Raw genomic sequence first — 22,768 nt, forward strand, 5'->3', positions numbered from 1 at the left:
TATATGCCGCGATCAGGATGGTCGCGGCCGAGGTCCAGGCAGTGTCTGGAGCCCTTCGCCTCGACCGAATACCGTATCGACGGTGAAGTTCCTTGGCGATAGTCCCGAGCGGGCGCAAGCACGGACACGGCGTGATTTGAAGCGGCAAGTCCGGATCCTCGGCGGTATGATCAACGCCCCGGATCAAGATCTGGTCGCATTCGAAATGGTCGACGGGGCCCAACCGTATGGGTACTTGTCAAGGAGTAGCGCCCGCTGCGGCGCGAACTTGAACGAGACTCGCGATGTAGGCCAAATCCGGCCCCTGCTTGACCTCGATTACCCGCCGACCCATGTCTCCGACCATCAGACGCAAGGTGGGGCTGTGTCGTCAGCACTAATCTGGTTTACGGGGCCACTATGGGAGTCGATCGCATCGAAAGAGGGCGCGCGTTTTGCGATGGGTGACCTTGGGGTGGCTTACCCGTGTGCGGGAGGAGTGCGAGGGTGAGACAGGCGCTGCGGTGGGTCCTCGCCGTGATGATCGGGGGATCTGGGCTCGCGGTGGCGTGGTGGTTAGGTGAAGCCGTGTTCCGGCTGGACCGGGGCACGGCGGTCACCATCGCTGCGGTGGTTGGGCCGATGGTGGGGACTCCGTTCGCGTGGTGGGCCAGCCGGGACATCGTCCCCGTGTCGGACGTCGCGGCCCCGGTGACGACCTCGGGCGGCGGTCACGTCTTTCTCTGCTACAGCCATCGCAGGGATCAGGCGTATGCGCAGCGGTTGGCGTCGTTCCTGACGCGGGCCGGCGTGCCCGTCTGGCTCGACCAGGAAATCATCACCGGGCACCGGTGGGACCAAGTGATACGGGAGAAGATCGATACCTGCGCGGCGGTCGTCGTCGTGATGACTCCCGCGGCCGAGGAGTCGCGGTGGGTGATGCGGGAGATCACCTACGCCGAAAAGGCGGATAGGCCCATTCTGCCGCTCTTGCTGTCGGGTCGGGAGTTCTTCGGACTCAGCGACCTTCAGTACGAGGACGTGACCGGTGGCAGAATGCCCGGCCCTACATTCATGGCCCGCCTGCCCAACATGGTCACCTCCGGTGCGCCGAAGCCCACTCCAGCCGACGACCAGAAGTCTGTACCGTCACCATCGCAGCCGGTGGCAGCAGATGCGGTGCCCGGTACGGCACCAGCCGCCAGCGCCGCCAGACTCGGCGTCAACAGCCCGATCCAACTCCGGTCGACCGCGGTCCCGCCGGTCGAGCAGATCGGACCCGACACGGAGCGGTCACGGCGCTGGTCGCGACGCACGATCACGGGCGTCGTCGTTGCCGTGACCATGGTGAGCGGCGGTCTAACCGCGTTGGCCAGCGACGTGCCCACCCATGGTCGTAACGGTGCCACATCGCCGGCCGGTCAGGGGTCTGGTACCCCCGCGCCGTCTGCGAGTCAGGTCTCCGTTTCTGCGTCGGCCGCTACGCCATCGCTCACGCCCGTCCTTGCCAGCGTGGACCGCTTCCAACCCACCCGAGCGGCGCGCGTCGCCACCCTGATCAACTTCGATTACGGGGTGGCGTTCAGCTCTCGCGCGCAGATCCTGGCCAGCGCCGCCTACGGGTCCACCGAGGTCAAGCTATGGGACGTCAGCAACCCCGCCACCCCCACGCCGAGGGCCACTCTTTCCGATTCCGGCGGTCGGGTGGTGTTCAGTCCCGATGGTCGGGTCCTGGCGACCACGACCGGAGACCAAAAGAGGGTAAAGCTGTGGAATGTCAGCGAACCCGCCCACGCCGCCGTGGCCGCGACCCTGACCGGCTATACCGGCCGTATCGGCGAGATGGCGTTCAGCCCCGACGGGCACACCCTGGCTGCCGCTGGCGCCGCCAAGACGGTGAAGCTGTGGAACATTAGCGATCCCACTCACGCTGCCGTGGTCGCCACGCTCACCGGGCACACCGACTCCGTCGAAGGGGTGGCTTTCAGCCCCAACCGCAGCATGTTGGCAACGACAGGCAGCGACAGAACGATCAAGCTGTGGAATATCGGCGACCCAGCCCGCCCTGCCTTGCTCGCCACCCTGGCCGCCCGCAACGTGCCCGGCCGCCAAGGTTTCACCCAGGCGGTGGCCTTCGGTACCGACGGGCGGCTCCTGGCCACAACCGGCTACAAGGTCACAACACTGTGGAACGTCAGCGATCCCACTCGCGCCACCGTGGTCGCCACCCTAAAGGGCCACATCCATTCCGTCGATGGGGTGGCGTTCAGCCCCAACGGACGCACGGTGGCCACGGCCAGCTACGACAGGACCGTGAGGCTGTGGAACGTGAGCGTCCCAACCCGCCCAACGATGGTCGCCACCCTCACCGGGCACAGTGACTACGTCGACAAGGTGGCATTCAGCCCAAGTGGGCGTCTGGTCGCCGCCGCCGCTGGCGACGGCACCATTATCGTGTGGAGGCTGTCATAGAGTCACGCGCGGTGATGGCCATGGGTCAGAGCTGCGGCACGTGGTGTCCCCACCTACGTCGTGGCCGTTTCCGCCTCCGGCGCCCGTGGTCCGGTGCGCGGGCGCGCGTGTCGGCCGAAGTGGTCGGAGGTGGCCAGTAGCCTGCTCGCAGGAGGTTCGTCCATGTCACGGTCGACGGAGCAATCCGGGGAGCACCGCTACACCACGCGCGAGCGGCCGCTGAACGAGTCCGAGCGCGGCCAACTGTCCGCTCACGGATTTCGGTTCTGGCGATGATCTTGTGGTTGTCCGGTCGTGTCGCAGTATCGTCCTGTGTGGACTGTGGTAGCTGACCGCGGTGCGATCTTGAGGTCCTTCTCCCGCAGGATCTCCAGATCGCCGCATGTGGCCTCGCCGCGTGGCGTGAAGCGTCGATGTGTGTCGTGTGGAGTCTCAGGACTTTGTAGGCAATTTGTCATCGGGACATCCCTGACAGTGGCGGGTCGTTGGACCGTCCGTGACTTTGGACAAGGCAGGCGATACGGCGGGCCGTTCGTGGCAGGTGGAGCACCGGTATCGGGCGGTGTTGGAGGTCCGTAACGGGTCGCCGGTGGTCGAGGTGGCGTTGCGGTACGGGGCGTCGCGGCAGTCGGTGTACACGTGGAAGGCCCGCTACGAACGCGACGGCCTGGCCGGTCTGGAGGACCAGTCCCGGCGGCCGCATCACAGCCCGCACCGGCTGGCCGCGGAGATCGAGGCGTTGGTGTGCGAGCTGCGCCGTACGCACCGGCGGTGGGGCGCCCGGCGGTTGGTGTTCGAGCTCGCCCGCCGCGGCGTCACCGCGGTGCCGTCACAGGCCACTGTGCACCGGGCTCTGGTCCGCAACGGCCTGGTGCGGGAGCAGGAGCAGCACCATCCGCGTAAGTACAAGCGGTGGCAGCGGGAGACCCCGATGCACCTGTGGCAGCTGGACCTGGTCGGCGGCATCTACCTGGCCGACGGGCGGGAGTTCAAGCTGCTGACCGGGATCGACGACCACTCCCGCTACGTCGTGGTAGCGGCGGTGTTAGCCGTGCCGAACGGCCGCGCGGTGTGCGAGGCGTTCACCGCCGCGATGAACCGGTACGGCGTGCCGTCTGAAGTGTTGACCGACAACGGCAAGCAGTTCACTGGCCGGTTCACCAGGCCGATGCCGGCGGAGGTGCTGTTCGAGCGGGTCTGCCGCGAACACGGGATCACCACGCTGTTGACCAAGCCGAGGTCGCCGACCACGACCGGGAAGATCGAGCGTTTCCATCAGACGCTGCGCCGCGAACTGCTGGACGAGGCCGGCCCGTTCACCGACCTACCGGCCGCGCAGGCGGCGGTCGACGCGTGGGTGCACGCCTACAACCACGTCCGCCCGCACCAAGCGCTGAACATGGCCACCCCAGCCAGCCTGTTCCAGCCCCGCCACCACAAGCCCGACGCGCTGACCGTGACCGCACCCGCCGCACCTGACCCGACGCCCTCGGCACCCCCGCGATCGCCAGCCGCGGTGTTGCTGCCCGCCGGCGTCAACGCGGTCGAGTTCGATACCGTCATCGCCGCTTCCGGCGTGCTCAGTGTCCTGCCGAGGGCGCAGCGGATCAAGATGGGCCCCACCCATGCCGGGCAGCCGGCCCACGTGTGGGCGGACGAGCACAGCGTGCACATCCTCATCGGTGGACAACTCGTGCGGACCCTGCCATCGAGTCTGTCCACACAGGACCTTCACGAGTTGCGGCTACGCGGCGCCGTCCCCGCCGGGCCACCACCAGCCAACACCGCAACCCGCAACCGCGTCCTACCCGCCGGCGCTGTCGTGGAGGTCGACCGCACCGTCAACGCCGACGGCGTCATCGGCCTCGGCGGTCACGACCTACTCCTCGGCGCCAACCTCGCCGGCACGCGCGTCACCGCACGCCTCGACGGGCACCTCGTCCACGTCATCGCCGACGGCGTCCTAGCCAAGACGTTGCCCTCACCCGTCCCCGTCGAACAGCGCGGACGGCTACGCGGCGCCCGCCTCGCCACCACCGAGCTCGCCGCCCCACAGACCGGACCGATCCAGGTGGAACGACGCGTCCCGGTCGACGGCATCGTCATGGTCACCCGCCAACGCATCCGCGTCGGGCGCACCCACGCCGGCAAGCTCGTCACCATCCTCGTCGAGGACACCCACCTCCGCGTCCTACACAACGGTGAGGAACTCGCCCTACACCCACGGCTCGAGAACCGACCGGTAACCCGGTTCAGGGCCTACCAAACCGGCTCAGCCACCACCTGATCATGTCCAGCATGTCCCGCGAACAATGTGTCCAGCATGTCCCGAGACCGCACACCACACGATGTGGATCTTACGCAGCGGGTGGATGCTTCAGGCGGACACCGGCCGGGCTGACCTGGGCCTTTAGGCCCGCCAACCCGGCCGCGGCGTCCGGATCACATCTTCGGTTGACCGGCCGTCGGCGTGTCCGCCGCGGATTGTTACGGTCGTGTAACGGCCGTTTACCTCCGTTGACAAACCGTTTTACCAAGCCTGACAGTGTTGTTCATCCGAGGTGGTAAAAGGGTTTGGCAGGTGTGGGGATGAGGAAGCCGAAGGTGAAGATCCGCACGGTGGCGGAGGCCGCCGGCGTGTCGGTGACCACCGTGTCCCTGGTGCTCAACAACGTGGCTTCGGCACGGGTTGGCGCCGAGACGCGGCGGCGGGTCCACGAGGCCGCGGAGCGTCTTGGCTACGTGCCCAACGAGGTGGCGCGGCAGTTGCGGGCCCAGCGCACCAACACCTTGGGGCTGCTCGGTGACGAGGTCACCACGACGCCGTTCGCCGGGCGGATGGTGTTGGGCGCGCAGGAGGCCGCGAGCAAGCACGGCTGGTTGTTGATGCTGCTCAACACGGGCCTCGATCCGGAGCTGGAGCGTAAGGAGATCTCGGCCCTGCTGCAGAGCCGGGTGGACGGCGTGCTCTACACGACCATGTACCACCGCGTCGTACGGGTGCCCGACCAGCTGCGGACGGTGCCCACGGTGGTGCTGGATGCCGAGGACGACAGCGCGGATCTGCCGTCGGTCGTGCCGGATGAGGAGGGCGGGGCGTATCTGGCGACGAAGGAGCTGCTTGACCACGGGCATCGGCGCATCGGCTTCGTCAACAGCAACCTCGACATCCCCGCCACATCCGGCCGGCTGGCCGGATACCAGAAGGCTCTGCGTGAAGCCGAGGTCTCCTTCGACCCTCGGCTCGTGGTGTCCGCGCACCCCGTTTCCCGCGAGGGGTACGCCGCGGCGTCCGAGCTGTTGAGCCGGCGCGAGCGTCCCAGCGCTCTGTTCTGTTTCAACGACCGTGTCGCGATGGGCGCCTACCAGGCGGCCTCCGCGCTCGGGCTACGGATCCCCGCCGACCTGTCCGTTGTCGGGTTCGACGACCAGGAAGAGATCAGTGAGGGACTGTTGCCGGGGCTGACCACCGTCGCCCTGCCCCATTACGCGATGGGTGCGTGGGCTGTCGACGCCCTCATCGCGAGAATCCTCGATCCGAACACGCCCGTCGAGCGAGCGATCCTGCCGTGCCCGTTGGTCCGGCGCGAGTCGGTAGGACCGCCCACGCTCTGACCGCAAGCGCTCCCCGTCACCTTTACCACGCCATCGCTAGGCGTAGCCATGCCCCCATTGCAGCCGTTTTGTGAGGAGTAGCACGTAATGAGGACATCGACGAAAAGACCATTGAGCTGGTGCCTTGCCGCGGCGGTCGTGGCCGCCGCGGCGGCGTGCGGTTCCGAAAATGCCGGCGGCTCGTCCGACGACGGCCTGACCTTGTGGACCCACAATGCCGGCAACCCGCAGGAGCTCGCGGTTGTCGAGCAGATCGCCAATGACTGGAATGCGGCCCACCCGGACAGGAAGGTCACCGTCCGGGCCTTCCCGCAGGCCGCCTACAACGAGGCCGTCGTGTCGGCCGCTACGGCGAAGAAGCTGCCGTGCATCTTGGACACCGACGCCCCCACCGTCCCGAACTGGGCCTACGCCGGCTACCTCACGCCTCTGGAGATCCCCGATGACCTGCTGGCCAAGCAACTGCCCAGTACGGTCGGCAAGTACCAGGGCAAGACATACTCGGTGGGCTACTACGAGGCCGCGCTCGGGCTGTTCGCCCGCAAGTCGGCGCTGACCGCGGCCGGGGCACGCATCCCGACCCTCGCGCAGCCGTGGACGGCCGCCGAGTTCGACCAGGTGCTGCAGAAGGTCAAGGCGGGTGGGAAATACCCGATCACGTTCGATCTGGGCACCGGCGACACGGGAACCGAGTGGTGGACCTACGGCTATTCGCCGTTCCTGCAGAGCTTCGGCGGCGATCTCATCGACCGCACCTCCTACAAGTCGGCCAGTGGTGTGCTCAACGGTGACAAGGCGCTGGCGTGGGCGACCTGGATGCAGGGCTTGGTGAAGAAGGGCTACTCGCCGCAGAAGTCGAGTGCGGACGCGTTCGCCGACTTCGTCAACGGCAAGTCGGCGATGGTCTGGTCCGGGATCTGGAACTCCGGCTCGCTGAGCAAAGTGGACGATGGCGTCGTCCTGCCGCCGCCGAACTTCGGCAACGGGGCCAAGGTCGGCGGCGGCTCGTGGCAGTGGGCGGTCAGCAGCAGTTGCCCGGACAAGGCGACCGCCATGGAGTACCTGCGCACGTCGCTGACCGCGAAGAACATGGCGGCGTTCGCGGAGAAGCAGAACGTCATCCCGGCCAGCGAGGAGGCCGCAGCGCTGGTCCCGGGCTGGCAGCCCGGTGGGGAGAAGCGGTTCTTCCTGGACGAGTCGAAAGAGCTGGCGATGGTGCGCCCGCCGACTCCGGGATACCCGTACCTGACGACCACGTTCGCGAAGGCGACGCAGGACATCGTGGCCGGCGGCGATCCCAAGCAGATCCTGGACCGCGCGGTCGCGGACATCGACCGGGACCTGAAGTCCAACGACTACTACGGCTTCTGACCAGTCGCGGGGGTGCGAGCCGGCGCCCGCACCCCCGCACGCATCAACCGTTGGAGAGCGCATGACTGTCGCCGCGGCAAAACCTACGCCTCGCGGCTCCACCCGAAGAAGCCGGCACGGTCAGGGACGGACGGGGCTGCTCATGGTTGCCCCCGCCGGGGTCCTGCTCGTCGTGTTCTTCTTCGTCCCGGTCGCGCTGGGCTTCGCGCTCTCCTTCACCGATGCCCGGCTGATCAGCCCGAAGCCGCTGGAGTTCGTCGGGCTGGACAACTTCCAGCGGTTGCTCGACGATCCGGTGTTCTGGGCGTCGTTGCGGAACACGCTGCTATTCGCCGCAGTCATCGTGCCGGCGCAGTCCGGCTTCGCGCTGCTGCTCGCGCTGCTGGTGAACGTGAAGATGCGCGGCACGAACCTGTTCCGGACACTCTACTTCGTACCGGTGGTTACGTCCATTGTGGTCGTTTCGATCCTGTGGCGGTTCATGTACCAGCCGGACGGCCTCGTCAACAGCATGCTGCACTGGATGACCGGCAACGTCGTACACATCGACTGGCTCAACGACACGAGCACCGCACTTCCCGCGATCATGTTCATGTCGGCGTGGCAGGCGGTCGGCTTCCACATGGTGATCTGGCTCGCGGGTCTGCAGACCATTCCCGGTGAGCTGTACGAGGCCGCCGAGATCGACGGCGCCGGCAGGTGGCACACGTTCCGCTACATCACCTGGCCGGGTCTGCGAAACACGCGAACCTTCATCCTGGTGACGATCACCATCGCCGCGCTGAGCCTGTTCACCCAGATCCACGTCATGACCGGCGGTGGCCCACTGGATGCTACGTCCACAGTGGTCTTCCAGGCCGTGCGCGTCGGCTATCAGCAACAGCAGACCGCCTACGCGTCCACGATCTCCCTGGTCTTCTTCCTACTGGTGCTGACGGTCTCGCTGATCCAGCGGTGGCTCACCCGCGAGAGGAGCGCCTGACGATGCGCGCCAGGAACTCCACCAGGACCCGCGCGGCGGTGCTAGTCGCCCGGCTGCTGTGCGCCGCCCTGTTCGCCTTCCCGTTGCTGTTCATGTTCGTATCGTCGTTGAAGCCCGACACGGACATCTTCAAGGACGTCGGATCGGTACGCGCCTTCCTGCCGGTCGGCGACATCTCGTGGGACAACTACGCCGGCGTCTTCGACACGGTGCCCGCCGCGCGGTTTCTGCTCAACTCGCTGGGCATCTCGCTGGCGACGGTCGCCCTCGGCATCCTGGTGAACAGCATGGCCGCGTTTGCCCTGTCCCGGCTGTCGTGGCGGGGAAGCCGCCTGGCGCTTACCGTCGTCATCGCCACGCTGGTGGTGCCCTTCGAGACGTTCGCGCTCCCGCTCGTCTGGTGGGTCGACAAGCTGCCCTGGCTCACCATGCACGGCCTGCAACTGACCTGGAGCACCGGCTGGCTCGACACCTACCGCGTCCAGGTGCTGCCGTTCGTCGCCAACGCCTTCTCCATCTACCTGTTCTACTCCTACTTCCAGAGCATCCCGCGACAGCTCGACGAGGCCGCCCGGGTCGACGGCGCCGGCTGGTTCCGCATCTACCGCACCGTCGTCATGCCGCTGTCCGGACCGGCGATCGCGACCGTTGCGATCCTCACCTTCCTCCCCGCGTGGAACTCCTACCTGTGGCCACTCATGGTCGTGCAGACCGAGGAGCTGCGCCCGGTCATGGTCGGCGCCTCCTACTTCTTCCAACTCAAAGTCCATTGGGGCGAGATCATGGCTTACTCCACACTCATCACCCTGCCCGTGCTGGCGCTGTTCCTCGCCTTCCAACGCGCCTTCGTCAACAGCATCGCCGCCACGGGCGTGAAGGGATGACCGTCGAGCCCCGCACGCATGATCGCGCCTTCCCCGCCCTGCACGTACGCCCTGCCAACGGTTGGGTGAACGATCCGAACGGCCCCTTCCGATGGAACGGCCGATACCACCTGTTCTACCAACACAACCCGTCCGCTCCGGTGCACGCGCACATCGCCTGGGGTCACTCGAGCAGCGCCGACCTGCTGCACTGGCAGACCGAACCCGTGGCGTTCGCCCCGACACCGGGCCATCTGGACGCGGGAGGCTGCTGGTCCGGTTGTGTCACAGACGACGCCGGCGTGCCCACCGCCGTCTACACCGGAATTGGCGACAGCGTCCTCGACGCGAGCGTGTGCCTGGCCACGGCGGACGACGACGAGCTGCGATCGTGGTCCAAACACCCCACCGCGGCCGCCCGCCCACCCGCAGGACTCGACCTGATCGGCTACCGCGACCCTTTCGTGTTCACTGTGGACGGAGGCCGGTATGCACTGGTCGGCGCGGGACTGGCCGGCGGGGGAGGGGCCACCGTGCTGCTGTACGCCTGCGACGACCTGCGCGAGTGGACGTACCTCGGGCCGCTGCTGGACACCGGCGACGCGGTAGCCAAGACGCACGCACCGGCGGACATCTGGGAATGCCCGCAGCTGGTCCGCCTGGCCGACCGCTGGGTGCTCATCGTTTCACTGTGGACAGACGAGATCTTGGGACGGGTCGCCTACCTCGTCGGGGACCTCGACGTGTCCGGCGGCATCCCACATTTCAACCCCACCGGCGGCGGCCTGGTCGACTCCGGCCGCGACTTCTACGCACCCGCCGTCCTGACCGCCCCGGACCGCACCCTGATGTGGGCCTGGTCCTGGGAGGACCGCAGCGAACCAGACGTCCTGGCATCCGGCTGGGCCGGCGCCATGACCCTCCCACGAGAGCTGACACTCGACCCCACCGGCCGTCTCATCACCGCACCGGCACGAGAACTGCACGCGCTGCGCGGCACCGCCACCACACAGGTGCTCGCTACGCGGGAAAGCCTGCTCCTACCATCGGGCCCGCTCGACATCGAGATCCGACTGCACGTCCTGCCAGATCGCTTGGCAACGCTCGCCCTCGCGGTCGACGACGACGAGCTCACCGTGACGGTCGATCCCGCGACCGGCCAGGTGGATCTGCGACGACAGGTTCACCACGCGGATCGGACGGCACGTGCCGCCGCCGGCCGCATCGCACCGAACACGAACATGGTCGACGTGCGTCTGCTGCTCGACGGATCGATCGTCGAGCTGTTCCTGCCCGACGGAGTCGTTTTCACCGAACGGCTCTACCCCGCACCCACACCCCACCACACGGTCCTGCACTTCCAGGGCGCAACAGGAACCCAGGCTGTCGTCACCGCCTGGCAGCTTCAGGCACCCGGCGCTCGCTAGCGCCGACCCGCACAGCAAGTGAGGTCACCCCATGAGACCATCGCTCCTCCTCGCCGCCGCTCTACTGGTCGGGTCCGTGACACCGATCAGACACATCGACGCGACACCCGTCGCGGCGACGAGCTACCGGCCGGCGTACCACCACACCGTCCCGGACTACTGGATGAACGACCCGCAACGCCCGATCTACCTCGACGGGCAATTCCACTACTACTACCTCTACAACAACGACTACCCGCGCACGAACCACACCGCATGGCGGCGGACCACCACCACCGACCTGGTCCGGTTCACCGACCGCGGTGTCGCCGTCCCCAAGGACACCACCGTCAACGGCAGCATCTGGTCCGGGTCGGCGGTCGTGGACACCAACAACACCGCCGGCTTCGGACGCAACGCCGTGGTCGTGCTGGCCACCCAGGCACACGCGGCCAACAACAACGCGCAGGCCCAGTTCCTCTGGTACTCCACCGACCGCGGCGCCACCTTCCGCCCCTACAGCGCAGCTCCGGTCATCCCGAACCCCGGGCGCGTCGACTCCCGCGACCCGAAGACCATCTGGGACGGCGACCGCAACCGCTGGGTCACTGTCCTGGCGGAGAACGACCGGCTCAGCTTCTACACCTCCACCAACCTCAAGACGTGGCAACGAGCCGGCGAGTGGGCCATGCCCGGACTCGGCGTGCTGGAGTGCCCCGACCTGTTCAAGATGGTCGCCGACGACGGCACCACCAAGTGGGTCCTCGGCGCCTCGGCCAACGGCAAACACATCGGCCAACCCAACACCTACGCGTACTGGACCGGCACCTTCACCGGCACCGGATTCCAGCAGGACGGCACCCACCAGTGGCTCGACTACGGCTGGGACTGGTACGCCGCGGTCACCTGGGAGAACCCCGCCAACCCGCTCGGCAGCCGTTACGCCATCGGCTGGATGAACAACTGGGACTACGCGGGCAACACACCCACCTGGGCCAACGACGGCTTCAACGGCACCAACTCGATCGTGCGGGAAATCAAGCTCAAGCGGCAGAGCGACGGCGGCTACAGCCTCGTCTCCCAACCGGTCAACGGCCTGGGCAACATCGTCGCCAGCACGACGAGTCTCGGCACCGTGCAGGTGAACGGCATTGTCCCGCTCAGCTACGCGGGGAAGCGTACGAGCTGACCGCCGATATCAGCTGGTCCCAGCTCAACAACGTCGGTCTGCAGCTACGCAAGTCCGCCGACGGCTCTCGGCACGCGGACATCGGTGTCTTCGGCAACTACGCCTACCTCAACCGCGGCTTCACCAACCATCCCGACACCTCCGGCCGCTTCCTGGAAAGCAAGTCGCCGTTCGATCCCGCACGCAAGAACGTCCGGCTGCGCATCCTGGTCGACCGTACGACCATCGAAGTCTTCGTCGACGACGGCAAGTACGTGCACTCCAGCGAGGTATTCGCCGCGCCGGGCGACAACGGCATCGCCCTCTACACCGACGGCGGCGCCGCTACCTTCGCCAACCTGACCATCCGCACCCTCACCAACATCAACCAGCAGCCGGCACCCACCGGAACGGTCCTGGCCGACTTCGAGAACGGCACCTACGGCACGTGGACCCGGACCGGCACCGCGTTCGGCACGGCCCCGGCCACCGGAACCCTGCCGGACCAGCAGCCAGTCGGCGGGTACCTCGGCGACGGACTGGTCAACACCTACCTCGGCGGCGACGCCAGCACCGGCATCCTGACGTCCCCCACCTTCAGAATCAACCAGCGTTACCTCAAGTTCCTCGTCGGCGGCGGAAACCATCCCAACGGCGCCGGCTACGCCACCTCGGTAAACCTCGTCGTCGACGGCCAGATCGCACGCACCGCCACCGGCCGGGACGAGGAGTACCTGCGATGGACCACCTGGGACCTCGGCAACCTCATGGGCCGCACCGCCCACATCCAGATCGTCGACAACAACACCGGCGGCTGGGGGCACATCACCGCCGACCAGTTCCTGCTGACCTCGACCGCCTGACCGAACCGGCGACTGGCGCGACCCGTCCGGCTTCCGCGACGAACGCGAGGGTCGCTGGCGGATGCTGCTGGCGGCCCGGCCTCAGGCCGGGCCACCGCGGCGCCGCGGCGTGATCGACTGGCCATCGGCGGCTACCAGCCGGCGATGACGACCTTGCCGATGGTGGCCGAGCTCTCGACGAGAGCGTGTGCCTGGCGCATCGTGGCCGCGTCGATCGGTCCGAGCTCGGTGGTCGCGGGACGCGTGCGAGCCGCTCACCGCGCTGCGCGTCTGGGTCGAGCGCAACATCGACCGCTTCCCGGCGAGCGCGCCGATCCCAGCCTGAACACCCACAACCACCATCGTCAGGTTTGATTGGTCCATTCCAGCTCGACGGTGAACGTGCTGGACGTTGACGCCTTTCCGATGACGGCGACGAACGTGCCAGACTCGACCGCGACCTGGCACCCGAAGTTTACGGTCACTCTCGATGCTTCGGTGTCCTTCAGCCGGTTCGCCACCTGCTCGGCGAACGCGGCAAGCCCGTCAATCACCTGTTGGAGCTGGGGAAGGCGGCCGGCGATCGGCTGCTCGGTGGCGGTACCGGAGCGATCGGTGTCGATTCTGCGGGCTGCCATGATGACCCGCTGACCACCCACGTCGATGGGTACCAGCAGCGTGTCGTCGTTGCCGTGCGCGTCGGTCACAGCGGTCCTTTCTAAAGTCCGTCGATATCTGGCTGGTGCGGGGCCGGCTCGCTGGCAGCGCGGCGAAGTTCATCGCGGATCCGTGCCGCGCTCATCCGCTGTCCCCGATCGACGGCGGCGTCCGTCGCCACTGTATGGAGCGCGTCGACGGCTCGGTCCTCGCCCATCGCCACCAACTGTTGGGCGGCATTGATCCGGCCCATGGCGAAGACGGTGCCGTCGACCGCTATGTGGAGCAGCGCATCCGCCGCGCGGTCGTCACCCACGCTGGCGAGCACGGTCGCGGCCTCGCAACGCGTCGGGCCGATCACCGTCGGGTTGGTCGCGAGGGCGTGGATCAGGTCGGGGGCCTCTGGCGCGGCGAACCCGAGCAGTGCTCTGGCCGCGTCGAGGCGGGCCGCCCCGGATAGCGCCGTGTTTGCGGCGACGACAGCAAGGATCGCTCGTGCCCGCTGCTCGTCCTGGGCGGTGAGGGACTTCGTGGCCTCGGCGCGGGTGTGGTCGGCCGTGGCGTGGTCAGTGGCGAGCGCCGCGAGCAGATCGAGGGCCCGCGGGTCGGCCAGGTCGGTGAGGACCTGGGCTATCTGGTACCGCAGGCCGGCGGTGGAAGACGGGTGGCGCAGGTCGGTGGCGGCGGCCATGTCGTCGGCAACCGTGACCAGGAGGTCGGCGGCGCGGGCGTCGCCCAGGCGGGCGAGGGTCGCGCCCGCGCCGACCCGAGCTTCGTCCTGAGCATCCTCGCTGAATACGCGGCCGACCGCGGCCAGATCCGCGATGAGTGTTGCCAGCGCGTCCGCGCTTCGCGGGTCGCCCAGCGCAACCAGGAGCTGCGCTGCGGTTAGTCGCCCCTCGATGGCGGCGCGGTCGGCGTGTCGGTCCAGCGGAGCGTGGGCGAGCGCGGCGAGCAGGTCAGCGGCGGACTCGTCGCCGATCTCGGCGAGGACGATCGCGGCTTTCACCGGGGCCTGCAGGCTGTCCCAGCCGGGAGGAAGGTGGCTTCCGCTGTCCTGCGTGGCGACCCGGACTAGGAGGTCCCGGCTGGCGACGTCGCCCAGGCCGGCGAGTACCCCAGCCGCGTGGACACGTTCCTCCAGGCCCGCGTGCGGGTCGGAAAGTTCCGCGGGGAACAGCGCGGCCAGCCGGGCCGTGACGTCGGAGGCGTCGAGCAGGCGTCTGGCGTGGACGGCGAAGGGCCGTTCAGCGTCGGCTGCGGGCGGTGCCTCGATGCTCGCCATGTCGGGTGCGTTCGTGTATCCGTATTGCAGCCAGAACAGTCGCGCCGCCACTTCCCGGCGGTGGGTCAACTCGCCGGCAGGCAGCGTATCGACGAGCGCGAGCAGGACGTCGGCGGCGCGGGGGTCGGCCATGTCGGCGAGTGCGGTGGCCGCCTTAAACCGCCGCTCCGGCGAGGCGGCTACGGTTCCGGCGACGGCAACGAACACGTCGGCGGCCCGCCTGTCCTCGAATCGCCGAAGTAGGTGGGCCGTCTCGTAACGCTGGTCCGGTGTCTGGGTACCGGACCGGGTCAGGTCGAACAGCGCGTCCGCCGTCCGGGCACGGTCGATGCGGGCCATCGCCTCGATGGCGAGAACCCTGCTGGTGTCCGTACCCTCCGTGTCGAAGGCGATGGGGACCAGCAGGTCGAAAGCGCGTGGGTCGTTGAGCCGAGCCAGCTCAACCGCGGCACGGTACCGCTCGTCGGGCGGGAGCTGCGGCACGGAGGCCGCGATGGCCAGGCTCTGCGCCGCTCGCGCGCCGCCGTACCGAACCAGCGCCAGAGCTGCCGCGTGCAGTTCGTCGGCATCCCTCGGCGTATTGGCGATCTCGGTCAGAAGGTCGGCGGCCTTTTCTTCGTCAAATTCCCCGACGGCCTCGGCCGCGTCGACTCGAACGCTACCCGCTGAAGCGTCCGCTGCCACGGCAGCGGCTAGGTCCACCGCGCGTGGGTCGCCGAGTTCAGCAAAGGTCCGCATGATGAGAACGCGGTGGGTAGCCAGCGCGGCTGGATCCGCGCCGATGGCCGTAAGGAGGTCCGCCGCCCGCGGGTCGCCATGGAGCGACAGCAGCGACGCCGCGACGATCCGGCTAGCATGCGGCACTGCTTCGCTGCCGGCGGCAAGCGCCAGCGCGTCCGCACCCCGCTGGCAACGCAACACGAGGGTGTCGCCTGCCTGCCAACGAATGCTGGGTGGAGTCGACGGGTCGGCGACGAGGAAGGCGAGCAGGATGACGGCCTGCGGATCTCCCAGCTCGGCTACCGCCTGGGCGGCTTCCAGCCGTCCACGCCACGACAGGCCCGGCGAGCGGGCCAGCGTCGCCAGCCGGTCGGCACCGCCGTCATTCAGCGTCAGGACGCTGTTCCCGACCGTTTCGACGTCCTTGTCCACGGCCAGCTTGGTGAGCATGCTGGCCGCGCGCGGGTCACCGCGGCGAATCAGCGATCGGGCCGCTTCGAGGCGGACGTCGCCGCGGGCCGCCCGGTTCGCGGCGATCTGCGCGAGCAGGTCCGCGGCCAGGGGCCTGGCGCTTCGACCTAGTGCCACCACCGCGGCCGCGTTCATGTCGTAGCTCCGCCGGCGGCCGGCATGCCGGCGTACCCGGGTGGCGACGGCCAGCGCGGCGTAGAGGCCCACCGCCCGCTCGTCGTCCAGCAGCCTCAGCGTCTCGACCGCCTGCATCCGCTCATTGGCGTATTCGGTGCGCCGGGCGGCCAGCCGGGCCAGCGTCGAAACGGCGGCGGTGAGGGCCTTGCGGTCGACTACTACGCCGTCCGCGTGACAGGCGGCGATGAACTTGCCGCCGGCGAGCCCTCCGCCACTGGCGATCCGCGTGAGCGTGGCGGTCAGCGGGGTGCTCGGCGTCCATTCGGCCAGCAGGAACCGCAGGTACGGTTCGTCTCCCTCCGGTGCCATCCAGCTGCCTCGGAACCACGGCCGTCGCCGTTGCCACGACGACAGCCGCCGCAGCGCCGCTGCGCTGGCCACGGGGTCCGCGGCGTCGAACCGCGCCGCGAGATGCTCGAGGATCGTCTGGTGGATGAACACCACGTCGCCTGCTCGCTCCACCACCAGGCCGCTCCGGCGGATCAGCTCGACCAGGACACCGACCCAGGTGTGTTCCGGTACGTGGCGGGGGCGCCGTTCCTGGGTCCAGGCCGCCAGCAGGGTCGCCGCAGCGGTCGTGTCACCGGCACGGCGCACCGAGGCCAGCCGGGCGACCAGATCAAGGGAACCGTCGACCTCCCGCATCGCCGCAGCCTCGGCGTTCGGACCATACCGGTCGAGCGCGGCGCTGACCTGGGCGTGGATCCCGCGTAGCCCGGCCACGTACTGCTGCTCCTGCATCAGCTCGACGAATCGGCGGTACGTCTGCGCCCGGCTGTGCGGCAGGCGCTGGTCGGGAGCGGAGACGAACAGCTGGCACAACATGGTGACCAGCAGCGGAGTCCGAGCTAGAGCTGCGAGCCCGGCCCGATCCAGCTCGGCAACGAACACCTCAGCGGTCGCTTCCGGATCCGCCACCGCCAAGGCGCGCAGCCACTGCGTGGCGAACCGCTGTACCTGCTCCTTCGTGAAAGGCAGCACGTCGAAGCGGCGGGCGTGCCAATGCCTCGCGGTGGCGCGCTCCAGCTCGTCGGCGAGGAGCGGGCGCGAGGCGATGACGAACCGGTACGGCGGGCTGGACTCGTCCACCAACGCACCGGACAGCTTGGTCAGGATGGCCCGGCGGGCCGCCACGTCAGCGATCTCGTCGAAGCCGTCGACGAGCACCAGCCAGGGCAGGCCGGCAACCGGCTCCCGGGCAAAGAAGTCCGGCGGCGGTGTCTGCGCCGTCCCGACCGCGCTCAGCTCCACCCGCGCCGCGGCGGCGAGAGCCTCGGGCAGCGGCCGGGGGACAACCAGATCGGCCGCGGATACCCGTACGGGGACGACCCGGCCGGGAGTGTCACCCTGCCACTCCTGTGCCGCAGCAAGCACGATGCTGCGCAACAGGGTCGACTTGCCAACCCCGGGTCCGCCCAACACGAACGCGTGCCCATCGCCGGCCACGACGGCCTGCGCAGCCCGCACCTGCTGGGGCGTCCACGGATCGGCGGCTGCCTCGTCCTCCTGATCGGTGACCCCTTGCGCGACGTAGATGTCTGCGAACGGCGGTGGCGTATCGGACGGCAGTACCCCGGGATACGGCAACTCCTGTGCGGCGCGCGCCGCTACCGTCAGGTACCCACGCAGCGTCGGTCCGGGGTACTGCCAACCGCCGGCCCGCACCTGGTCATCGTCGAGGGCGGCCAGCCAGGCACGGTTGGCCATCTCGTCGACCACCAGATGAGCCCGGGCCGCGAGCGCATGACGAATGTCCGCAGCACCCACCAGGTGCGCGCTGCCGGCAAGGTTCGAGGTGCACAACATGCCGACCACCGCACCTGTACGCCAGTTCACGACCGGACTGCCGCTGAACCCCGCACCCACCGGCGTTCCCACGACGCGTCCCAGTACCCGCCCGTCCGTACCAGGGCCCGTGCCGTCCACGGCCTCCAGCCGGGAGGCACCCTGGTAGGTGAACAAGGCGGATTCGCCGGCCCGGAACTGCCCGACCGGATGGCCGAACGCCCAGACCCGGTCCCCGATCTCGACGACGTCCGACAGCAGCGCCGCTCCGACCTCCTGCGGCGCAACGACCCGCAGAAACGCCAGGTCGACGGCGCTCACACCGGTGGGCGGCGACCACTCGGGAACGACCTCGAGCTCGAATTCCCGGCTGGACGCGGGCTGCGTGCCGCGTACCCTTCGCGCCGCCTGGCCGGCGCTGGTACCCAGCGCGTGCGCGCAGGTCGCCACCACCCCGGCCGCGACGAAGAAGCCCGTGGCCTGAACCACCCCGCTCTGCTCCGGTACCTCCAGCGCAACGGTGGCCGCCCGCACCAGCGGCGCCACCGCCTCGACCCCCACCACAGCACCATCCTGGAGTAATCGGCTCGATCACATAAGCGTCCGAATATCCAGCCACGGCCGGCCGTTACCACAACCCACGAACACCGCCGGTCAGATACTGCGCGAGCAGGGGCGTCGCCCTGTTTCGCCGTCTCGCCGGCGGGCACTGCCGGCGGTGATAAAGTCCGGCGCCGCCGGAACATCGAAAGGAACGCCGCGATGCCTGGACCCTTGGACGCGTTGACGACAGCGTGGGACGCGATGCCCTTCGACGAGGCGTTGGCCCTGCTACCCCAGGGCTCCCGTGTGGACGGCACTGCCGATTTGTTCGAGTTCGATGCGCTGTTCGGCGATGACCCCGAGCGGGTCTTCGTGCATCGCGGCAACCTCGCCGTCAGCGGCACCATCGCCATCGGGAACGGCCACGACGAGGGTTACGGCGAGGACGGACTGGTGTATCTGATCGACGGCGACCTCTCCGTTGACGGGCCGCTGCACTTCTACAACGATGGCTACTATGTCGCGCTGCTCGTGACGGGTTCGGTCACGACCGAAAACCTCTTTTGCAGCAGCGAATGCTGGCTGCTCGTCGCGGGTTCGCTTACTGTCTCTGACCTGCTGGTGACCGACCTCTACGAATGCGGTTCGCTCCGCGTCCAGGGCTCCACCACGACACGCGCCTGGCTCAACACCCACGGCGACGTCGACATACGCCTTCGCGGCGACTGCGACCACGGTGGCCATGTCGCCGCCGATCCGGCCGCCGTCCTGCTGCCGGAGTTCCTGGACGAACGATCGGGAGTCGCCATGAACAACCTCGTCGCGGCGGCGTACGCCGATCGGTCGATGACACGCGAGCCGATGCGCTGATCGCCGGAGCAATATGGGCATCCAACCTGGTCGCTGGGTATCGGCAGTCGTCAGCCTGAAGCCGGAACGGCGTGGTTGGCCAGAAAGGTCTCGTTCGGGTCTACCCAGGCGCGGATAGCGCGCAGGCGGGTCCAGGTGTCGGTGTGGTAGCCGGTACGGACGTCCACCGGTTTGGTCGCGAAGTTGAGGTAGTGGCGCCGCAGCGTTGCCAGCCGACTGCTTCGCAGACGTCGATCGCGTCCGCGAGCGTGGGCAAGGGAGCGTACGGCAGGAACTCGACGGCCAGCCGAACGTCCGCGTCGGCGAGGATCGCGGCGCAGGACCGCAGGTCGCTGAGCACGGCCGCTGTCGGCACGGCGTCAAGCACCGTTACGCAGCAGGACGCCGGCGGTCCGGAAGTGACCGGCGAGTTCGTCTTCGCGGCCGTCCACGAAACCGGCTGCGGTGACAGTGTCGACCCCGACGCTAGGGAAGCCGACCGCGGCTGCGACGCGCAGGACGCCCTGCACGGACTGTGTCGCGTAGTGACGCTGATCGGGATCTGATCCGTCAGGCAAACGGACCCAGTTGATCGTCGGCAGCGAATGGCGCACGCGATCACCCCTCTGATCTGCCGGCATCGGTCACGTCCCGTGATCCAGGGCATCGTACAATCAAGCTCAGTTCTGGTGAGCTGCCGGCCGGCCTTGGGGGCTGACCGTGACCTTGCTGGCGTGGGTGGCGGTATCGTGTAGCGATCGATCAGCATGAGGTTTCCGATCCGGGGCGGCGAGGTTGGGGCCGGCCGAGCATCGTGGATGTGGCGCGGCTGGCGGGTGTGTCGCGGCAGACGGTTTCCAACGTCCTGAACGGGCGCGCGGCGTTCAGCCGGGATACCGAGTCTCGTGTGTTGGCGGCGATGGAGGCGTTGGCGTACAAGCCGAGCCGTGCGGCGCAGACCATGCGGTCCCGGCGTACTCGCCAGCTCGGTTACCACATGTCCGGTGAGCAGCTGGAGGTGATGCGTGGGTTCACGCTGGGCTTCGTGCAGGCGCTGGTCAAGGCGGCGGCCCAGCACGAGCACCAGATCGTGGTGTTCACGCATCTCGGCGACGACCCGGAGCCGGTGTTCCGTGATCTGATCGCCCGGCGGAGCGTCGACGCGTACATCCTCGACGAGTCCAGGGTGGATGACGCGCGGGTGCGGCTGTTGGCCGCGGAAGGGGTTCCGTTCGCCTGCTTCGGGCGCACCGCGCCGGGCCTGCCGCAGCAGTGGGTCGATGTGGACAATGTCGCCGGGATGCTGCAGCTGGTCGAGTACCTGGTGGCGGCGGGACACCGTGACTACGCGTACGTCGGAGCTGGCGGTGGCGAGTACTGGAAGCGGGAGCGCCTGGAGGGCCTGCGCCTGGGGTTGGCCCAGCACGGTATGGGCATCGCGGAGGACAAGGTTTTCGAGGGGACCGATGGTGAGATCCGCCGGTGGGTCGGTGAGCTGGTGCGTGGGCAGCGGCCGACGGTGATCGTGACCAGCAGCGACGCGGTCGCCGTCGCGGTGGTCAACTCGTGCCACGCCGCCGGTTTGCGGGTTGGTCGGGACGTGGCGGTCACCGGGTTCGACGGGGGAGCGGTGGGGCTGTTGACCGAGCCGATGTTGACCAGTGTGCGGATTCCGGTGGACCGGATCGCGCGGGAGTTGGTGGCCCGCTGTCTGGCGGAGATCTCCTCGGGTCCGACCGGCCGTCCAGGGTTGCTCGTGCCCACCGAGCTTGCGGTCGGCGGCAGCGCCTGACGTCGCTGCCGCCGACAGGGGTGCTACGCGCGGGTCCAGCGTTGGTTGGCGCCGGTGTGGCAGTTCCACACGATGACGGCGGTGCCGTTGGTCGTACCGCTGTTGTTGACGTCGAGGCAGAGTCCGGTCTGGGCGTTGCTGATGGTGCCGTTGCTGTTGAGGGTCCATCGCTGGTTGGCGCCGCCGTTGCAGTCCCAGATCTGTACGCGGGTGCCGGCGGTGGCGTTGTTGGGCGCGTCCAGGCATTTGCCGAGCACCTGCAAGGCCTGCCCGTTCTGGGTGTACTGCTGGTTGGCTCCGGTGTGGCAGTCCCAGATCAGCATCTGGGTGCCGTTGGCGGACGAGCCCAGGTTGACGTCCAGGCATCGGCCGGATGCCTCGCCGCGCAGCCGGAAGCTGGCCGGCGGGGTCGAGGTGCCGCCGCCGCTGACCCGGTAGACGGCGGTGCCGTGTGCCGGCACGCTGGCCGAGATGGCGCCGGTGCTGCTCGAGGTGGCGCCGGTCCACAGATCGCGCAGGGTGAACGACGAACCGGTCTTGCCGATCGCGGCGGCGGTGGTCGAGATCGTCGTGGTGGAGCCGCCCTGGTTGAACAGGGCCACCGCCACGTCACCGTTGGCGAGCCGCTTGGCGAGGACCCGGCGGGTGCCGTCGTTCGACACCTGGGTCGCCTGCACGGCGAGGGAGTCCTGGTTGATTGCGATCAGGTCGGCGTTGTTGAGGATGGCGAGGGTGGCCGCGCTGGCGGCGCGGATGTCGTTGCCGGCGATCAGCGGCGCGGCCATGATCGACCACAGGGCGAAGTGGGAGCGCTGCTCGGTGTCGGTCAGGCCGCTGCGGCCGACCTCCATCATGTCCGGGTCGTTGAAGCCGCCCGGCCCGGCGTAGGGGGCCAGGGGCACGTTGACGTTGACGATGTTCTGGATGCCCATCGGGTACCCGTTGGTCTGTCCGGTGTCCCAGGCGTTGGTGATGTCCTCTGTGGTGCGCCACATGTTCGCCACGTCGCTCCAGTTGCGCAGCGGCCCGGTCTTCTCGTGGATGCTGTTGGGATTGATGCTGTACACGATCGGCCGGCCGGTGGCCGCGAGGGCGTCGCGCATCTTGGCGAAGGTTGCTACTTGGTCGTTGATGGTGCCGTTGGGTGAGCACCAGTCGTATTTCAGGTAGTCGACGCCCCAGGCGGCGAACTGCCGGGCATCCTGCGCCTCGTGCCCCTGGCTGCCGGTGGCGCCCGGGTACGAGCCGAAGTACTGGGCGCAGGTCTTGTCCACCGGTACCTGGTAGATGCCGAACTTCAGCCCCTTGCCGTGGATGTAGTCGCCAAGGGCTTTCATCCCGGAAGGGAAGCGGGTGGGGTCTCCTTGCAGGTTGCCGGCCGAGTCGCGGTTGGGGTTGAACCAGCAGTCGTCGACCACCACGTACTGGTAGCCGCGGTCGCGCATACCGCTGCTTGCGATAGCGTCGGCCATCTGCCGGATCAACGTCTCGCTGATGTTGCAGCCGAACGTGTTCCACGAGTTCCAGCCCATCGGCGGGGTGCGCGCCACACCGTTGTTGAGCGCCTGCGCCGGCCCTGCCGTGCTCGTCACGACGGCGGCGCCGACCAGGACGAGGACCACCGCCGCAGCGGTGACGAATCGGGGAAATCGCCCGCCGGGCCACGAGCCGAAAGACTCCATATGCACCTCCATGTTGAACGTTCAATACGTTACGTCAGTTTGACGGTCTTCGATTTCTTCGTCAAGGCTATGGCCCGGGGTAGCGGACGGCAGGGCGACGCACCGCCCG

General features: G+C 68.3%; 16 protein-coding genes. 11 read left to right on the forward strand and 5 right to left on the reverse strand.

Annotated elements, in window-relative coordinates; genetic code table 11:
• The first annotated feature begins 486 nt into the window (after positions 1–486).
• The 9 genes from Prum_RS33890 (at position 487) to Prum_RS49895 (ending at position 12,719) form a co-directional block, all read left to right on the forward strand.
• On the forward strand, positions 487–2,451 hold the full coding sequence (locus tag Prum_RS33890; RefSeq protein ID WP_173080189.1) for a toll/interleukin-1 receptor domain-containing protein: 1,965 nt from the start codon (positions 487–489) through the stop codon (positions 2,449–2,451).
• Between the two features lie 502 nt (positions 2,452–2,953).
• Entirely contained in the window at positions 2,954–4,738 is a 1,785-nt protein-coding gene (locus Prum_RS33895; protein ID WP_173084444.1) for an IS481 family transposase, read from the forward strand.
• A 302-nt stretch (positions 4,739–5,040) separates the two neighbouring features.
• Complete coding sequence (locus Prum_RS33900; protein WP_173080191.1) at positions 5,041–6,066, forward strand: LacI family DNA-binding transcriptional regulator; 1,026 nt, start codon at positions 5,041–5,043, stop codon at positions 6,064–6,066.
• 87 nt (positions 6,067–6,153) lie between these two features.
• Entirely contained in the window at positions 6,154–7,437 is a 1,284-nt protein-coding gene (locus Prum_RS33905; protein ID WP_173080193.1) for an ABC transporter substrate-binding protein, read from the forward strand.
• 142 nt (positions 7,438–7,579) lie between these two features.
• Positions 7,580–8,419, forward strand: a complete 840-nt coding sequence (locus tag Prum_RS33910; RefSeq protein WP_218577458.1) for a carbohydrate ABC transporter permease — start codon at positions 7,580–7,582, stop codon at positions 8,417–8,419.
• 2 nt (positions 8,420–8,421) lie between these two features.
• Entirely contained in the window at positions 8,422–9,303 is an 882-nt protein-coding gene (locus Prum_RS33915) for a carbohydrate ABC transporter permease (protein ID WP_173080197.1), read from the forward strand.
• Complete coding sequence (locus Prum_RS33920; protein ID WP_173080200.1) at positions 9,300–10,709, forward strand: glycoside hydrolase family 32 protein; 1,410 nt, start codon at positions 9,300–9,302, stop codon at positions 10,707–10,709. The genes Prum_RS33915 and Prum_RS33920 overlap by 4 nt, the downstream gene beginning before the upstream one ends.
• 31 nt (positions 10,710–10,740) lie before the next feature.
• On the forward strand, positions 10,741–11,877 hold the full coding sequence (locus Prum_RS33925) for a glycoside hydrolase family 32 protein (RefSeq protein WP_218577459.1): 1,137 nt from the start codon (positions 10,741–10,743) through the stop codon (positions 11,875–11,877).
• Between the two features lie 8 nt (positions 11,878–11,885).
• On the forward strand, positions 11,886–12,719 hold the full coding sequence (locus tag Prum_RS49895) for a GH32 C-terminal domain-containing protein (protein WP_246278655.1): 834 nt from the start codon (positions 11,886–11,888) through the stop codon (positions 12,717–12,719).
• A gap of 344 nt (positions 12,720–13,063) precedes the next feature.
• Here the strand turns inward: Prum_RS49895 and Prum_RS33930 are convergent, their stop codons facing one another.
• Both Prum_RS33930 and Prum_RS33935 read right to left on the reverse strand, forming a co-directional pair.
• Positions 13,064–13,405, reverse strand: coding sequence for a CU044_2847 family protein (locus Prum_RS33930; protein WP_173080202.1), 342 nt, complete (start codon positions 13,403–13,405; stop codon positions 13,064–13,066).
• Positions 13,406–13,416: 11 nt separating this feature from the next.
• On the reverse strand, positions 13,417–18,357 hold the full coding sequence (locus tag Prum_RS33935) for a trypsin-like peptidase domain-containing protein (protein WP_173080204.1): 4,941 nt from the start codon (positions 18,355–18,357) through the stop codon (positions 13,417–13,419).
• A 240-nt stretch (positions 18,358–18,597) separates the two neighbouring features.
• Between Prum_RS33935 and Prum_RS33940 the strand changes: the two genes are divergently transcribed.
• Positions 18,598–19,206, forward strand: a complete 609-nt coding sequence (locus Prum_RS33940; RefSeq protein WP_173080206.1) for a hypothetical protein — start codon at positions 18,598–18,600, stop codon at positions 19,204–19,206.
• Positions 19,207–19,306: 100 nt separating this feature from the next.
• Here the strand turns inward: Prum_RS33940 and Prum_RS49900 are convergent, their stop codons facing one another.
• Entirely contained in the window at positions 19,307–19,561 is a 255-nt protein-coding gene (locus tag Prum_RS49900; protein WP_218577460.1) for an IolE/MocC family protein, read from the reverse strand.
• A gap of 4 nt (positions 19,562–19,565) precedes the next feature.
• Positions 19,566–19,799, reverse strand: a complete 234-nt coding sequence (locus tag Prum_RS33945; RefSeq protein ID WP_173080208.1) for a hypothetical protein — start codon at positions 19,797–19,799, stop codon at positions 19,566–19,568.
• Positions 19,800–20,005: 206 nt separating this feature from the next.
• Between Prum_RS33945 and Prum_RS33950 the strand changes: the two genes are divergently transcribed.
• The gene (locus tag Prum_RS33950; RefSeq protein WP_173080210.1) at positions 20,006–20,977 is read left to right on the forward strand and encodes a LacI family DNA-binding transcriptional regulator; all 972 of its coding nucleotides are present in this window, start codon (positions 20,006–20,008) and stop codon (positions 20,975–20,977) included.
• Positions 20,978–21,000: 23 nt separating this feature from the next.
• Here Prum_RS33950 and Prum_RS33955 read toward each other — a convergent pair whose 3' ends face one another.
• Complete coding sequence (locus Prum_RS33955; RefSeq protein WP_173080212.1) at positions 21,001–22,659, reverse strand: glycoside hydrolase family 27 protein; 1,659 nt, start codon at positions 22,657–22,659, stop codon at positions 21,001–21,003.
• Between the last annotated feature and the right edge of the window lie 109 nt (positions 22,660–22,768).

It is taken from the genome of Phytohabitans rumicis (assembly GCF_011764445.1).
Lineage (GTDB): Bacteria > Actinomycetota > Actinomycetes > Mycobacteriales > Micromonosporaceae > Phytohabitans > Phytohabitans rumicis.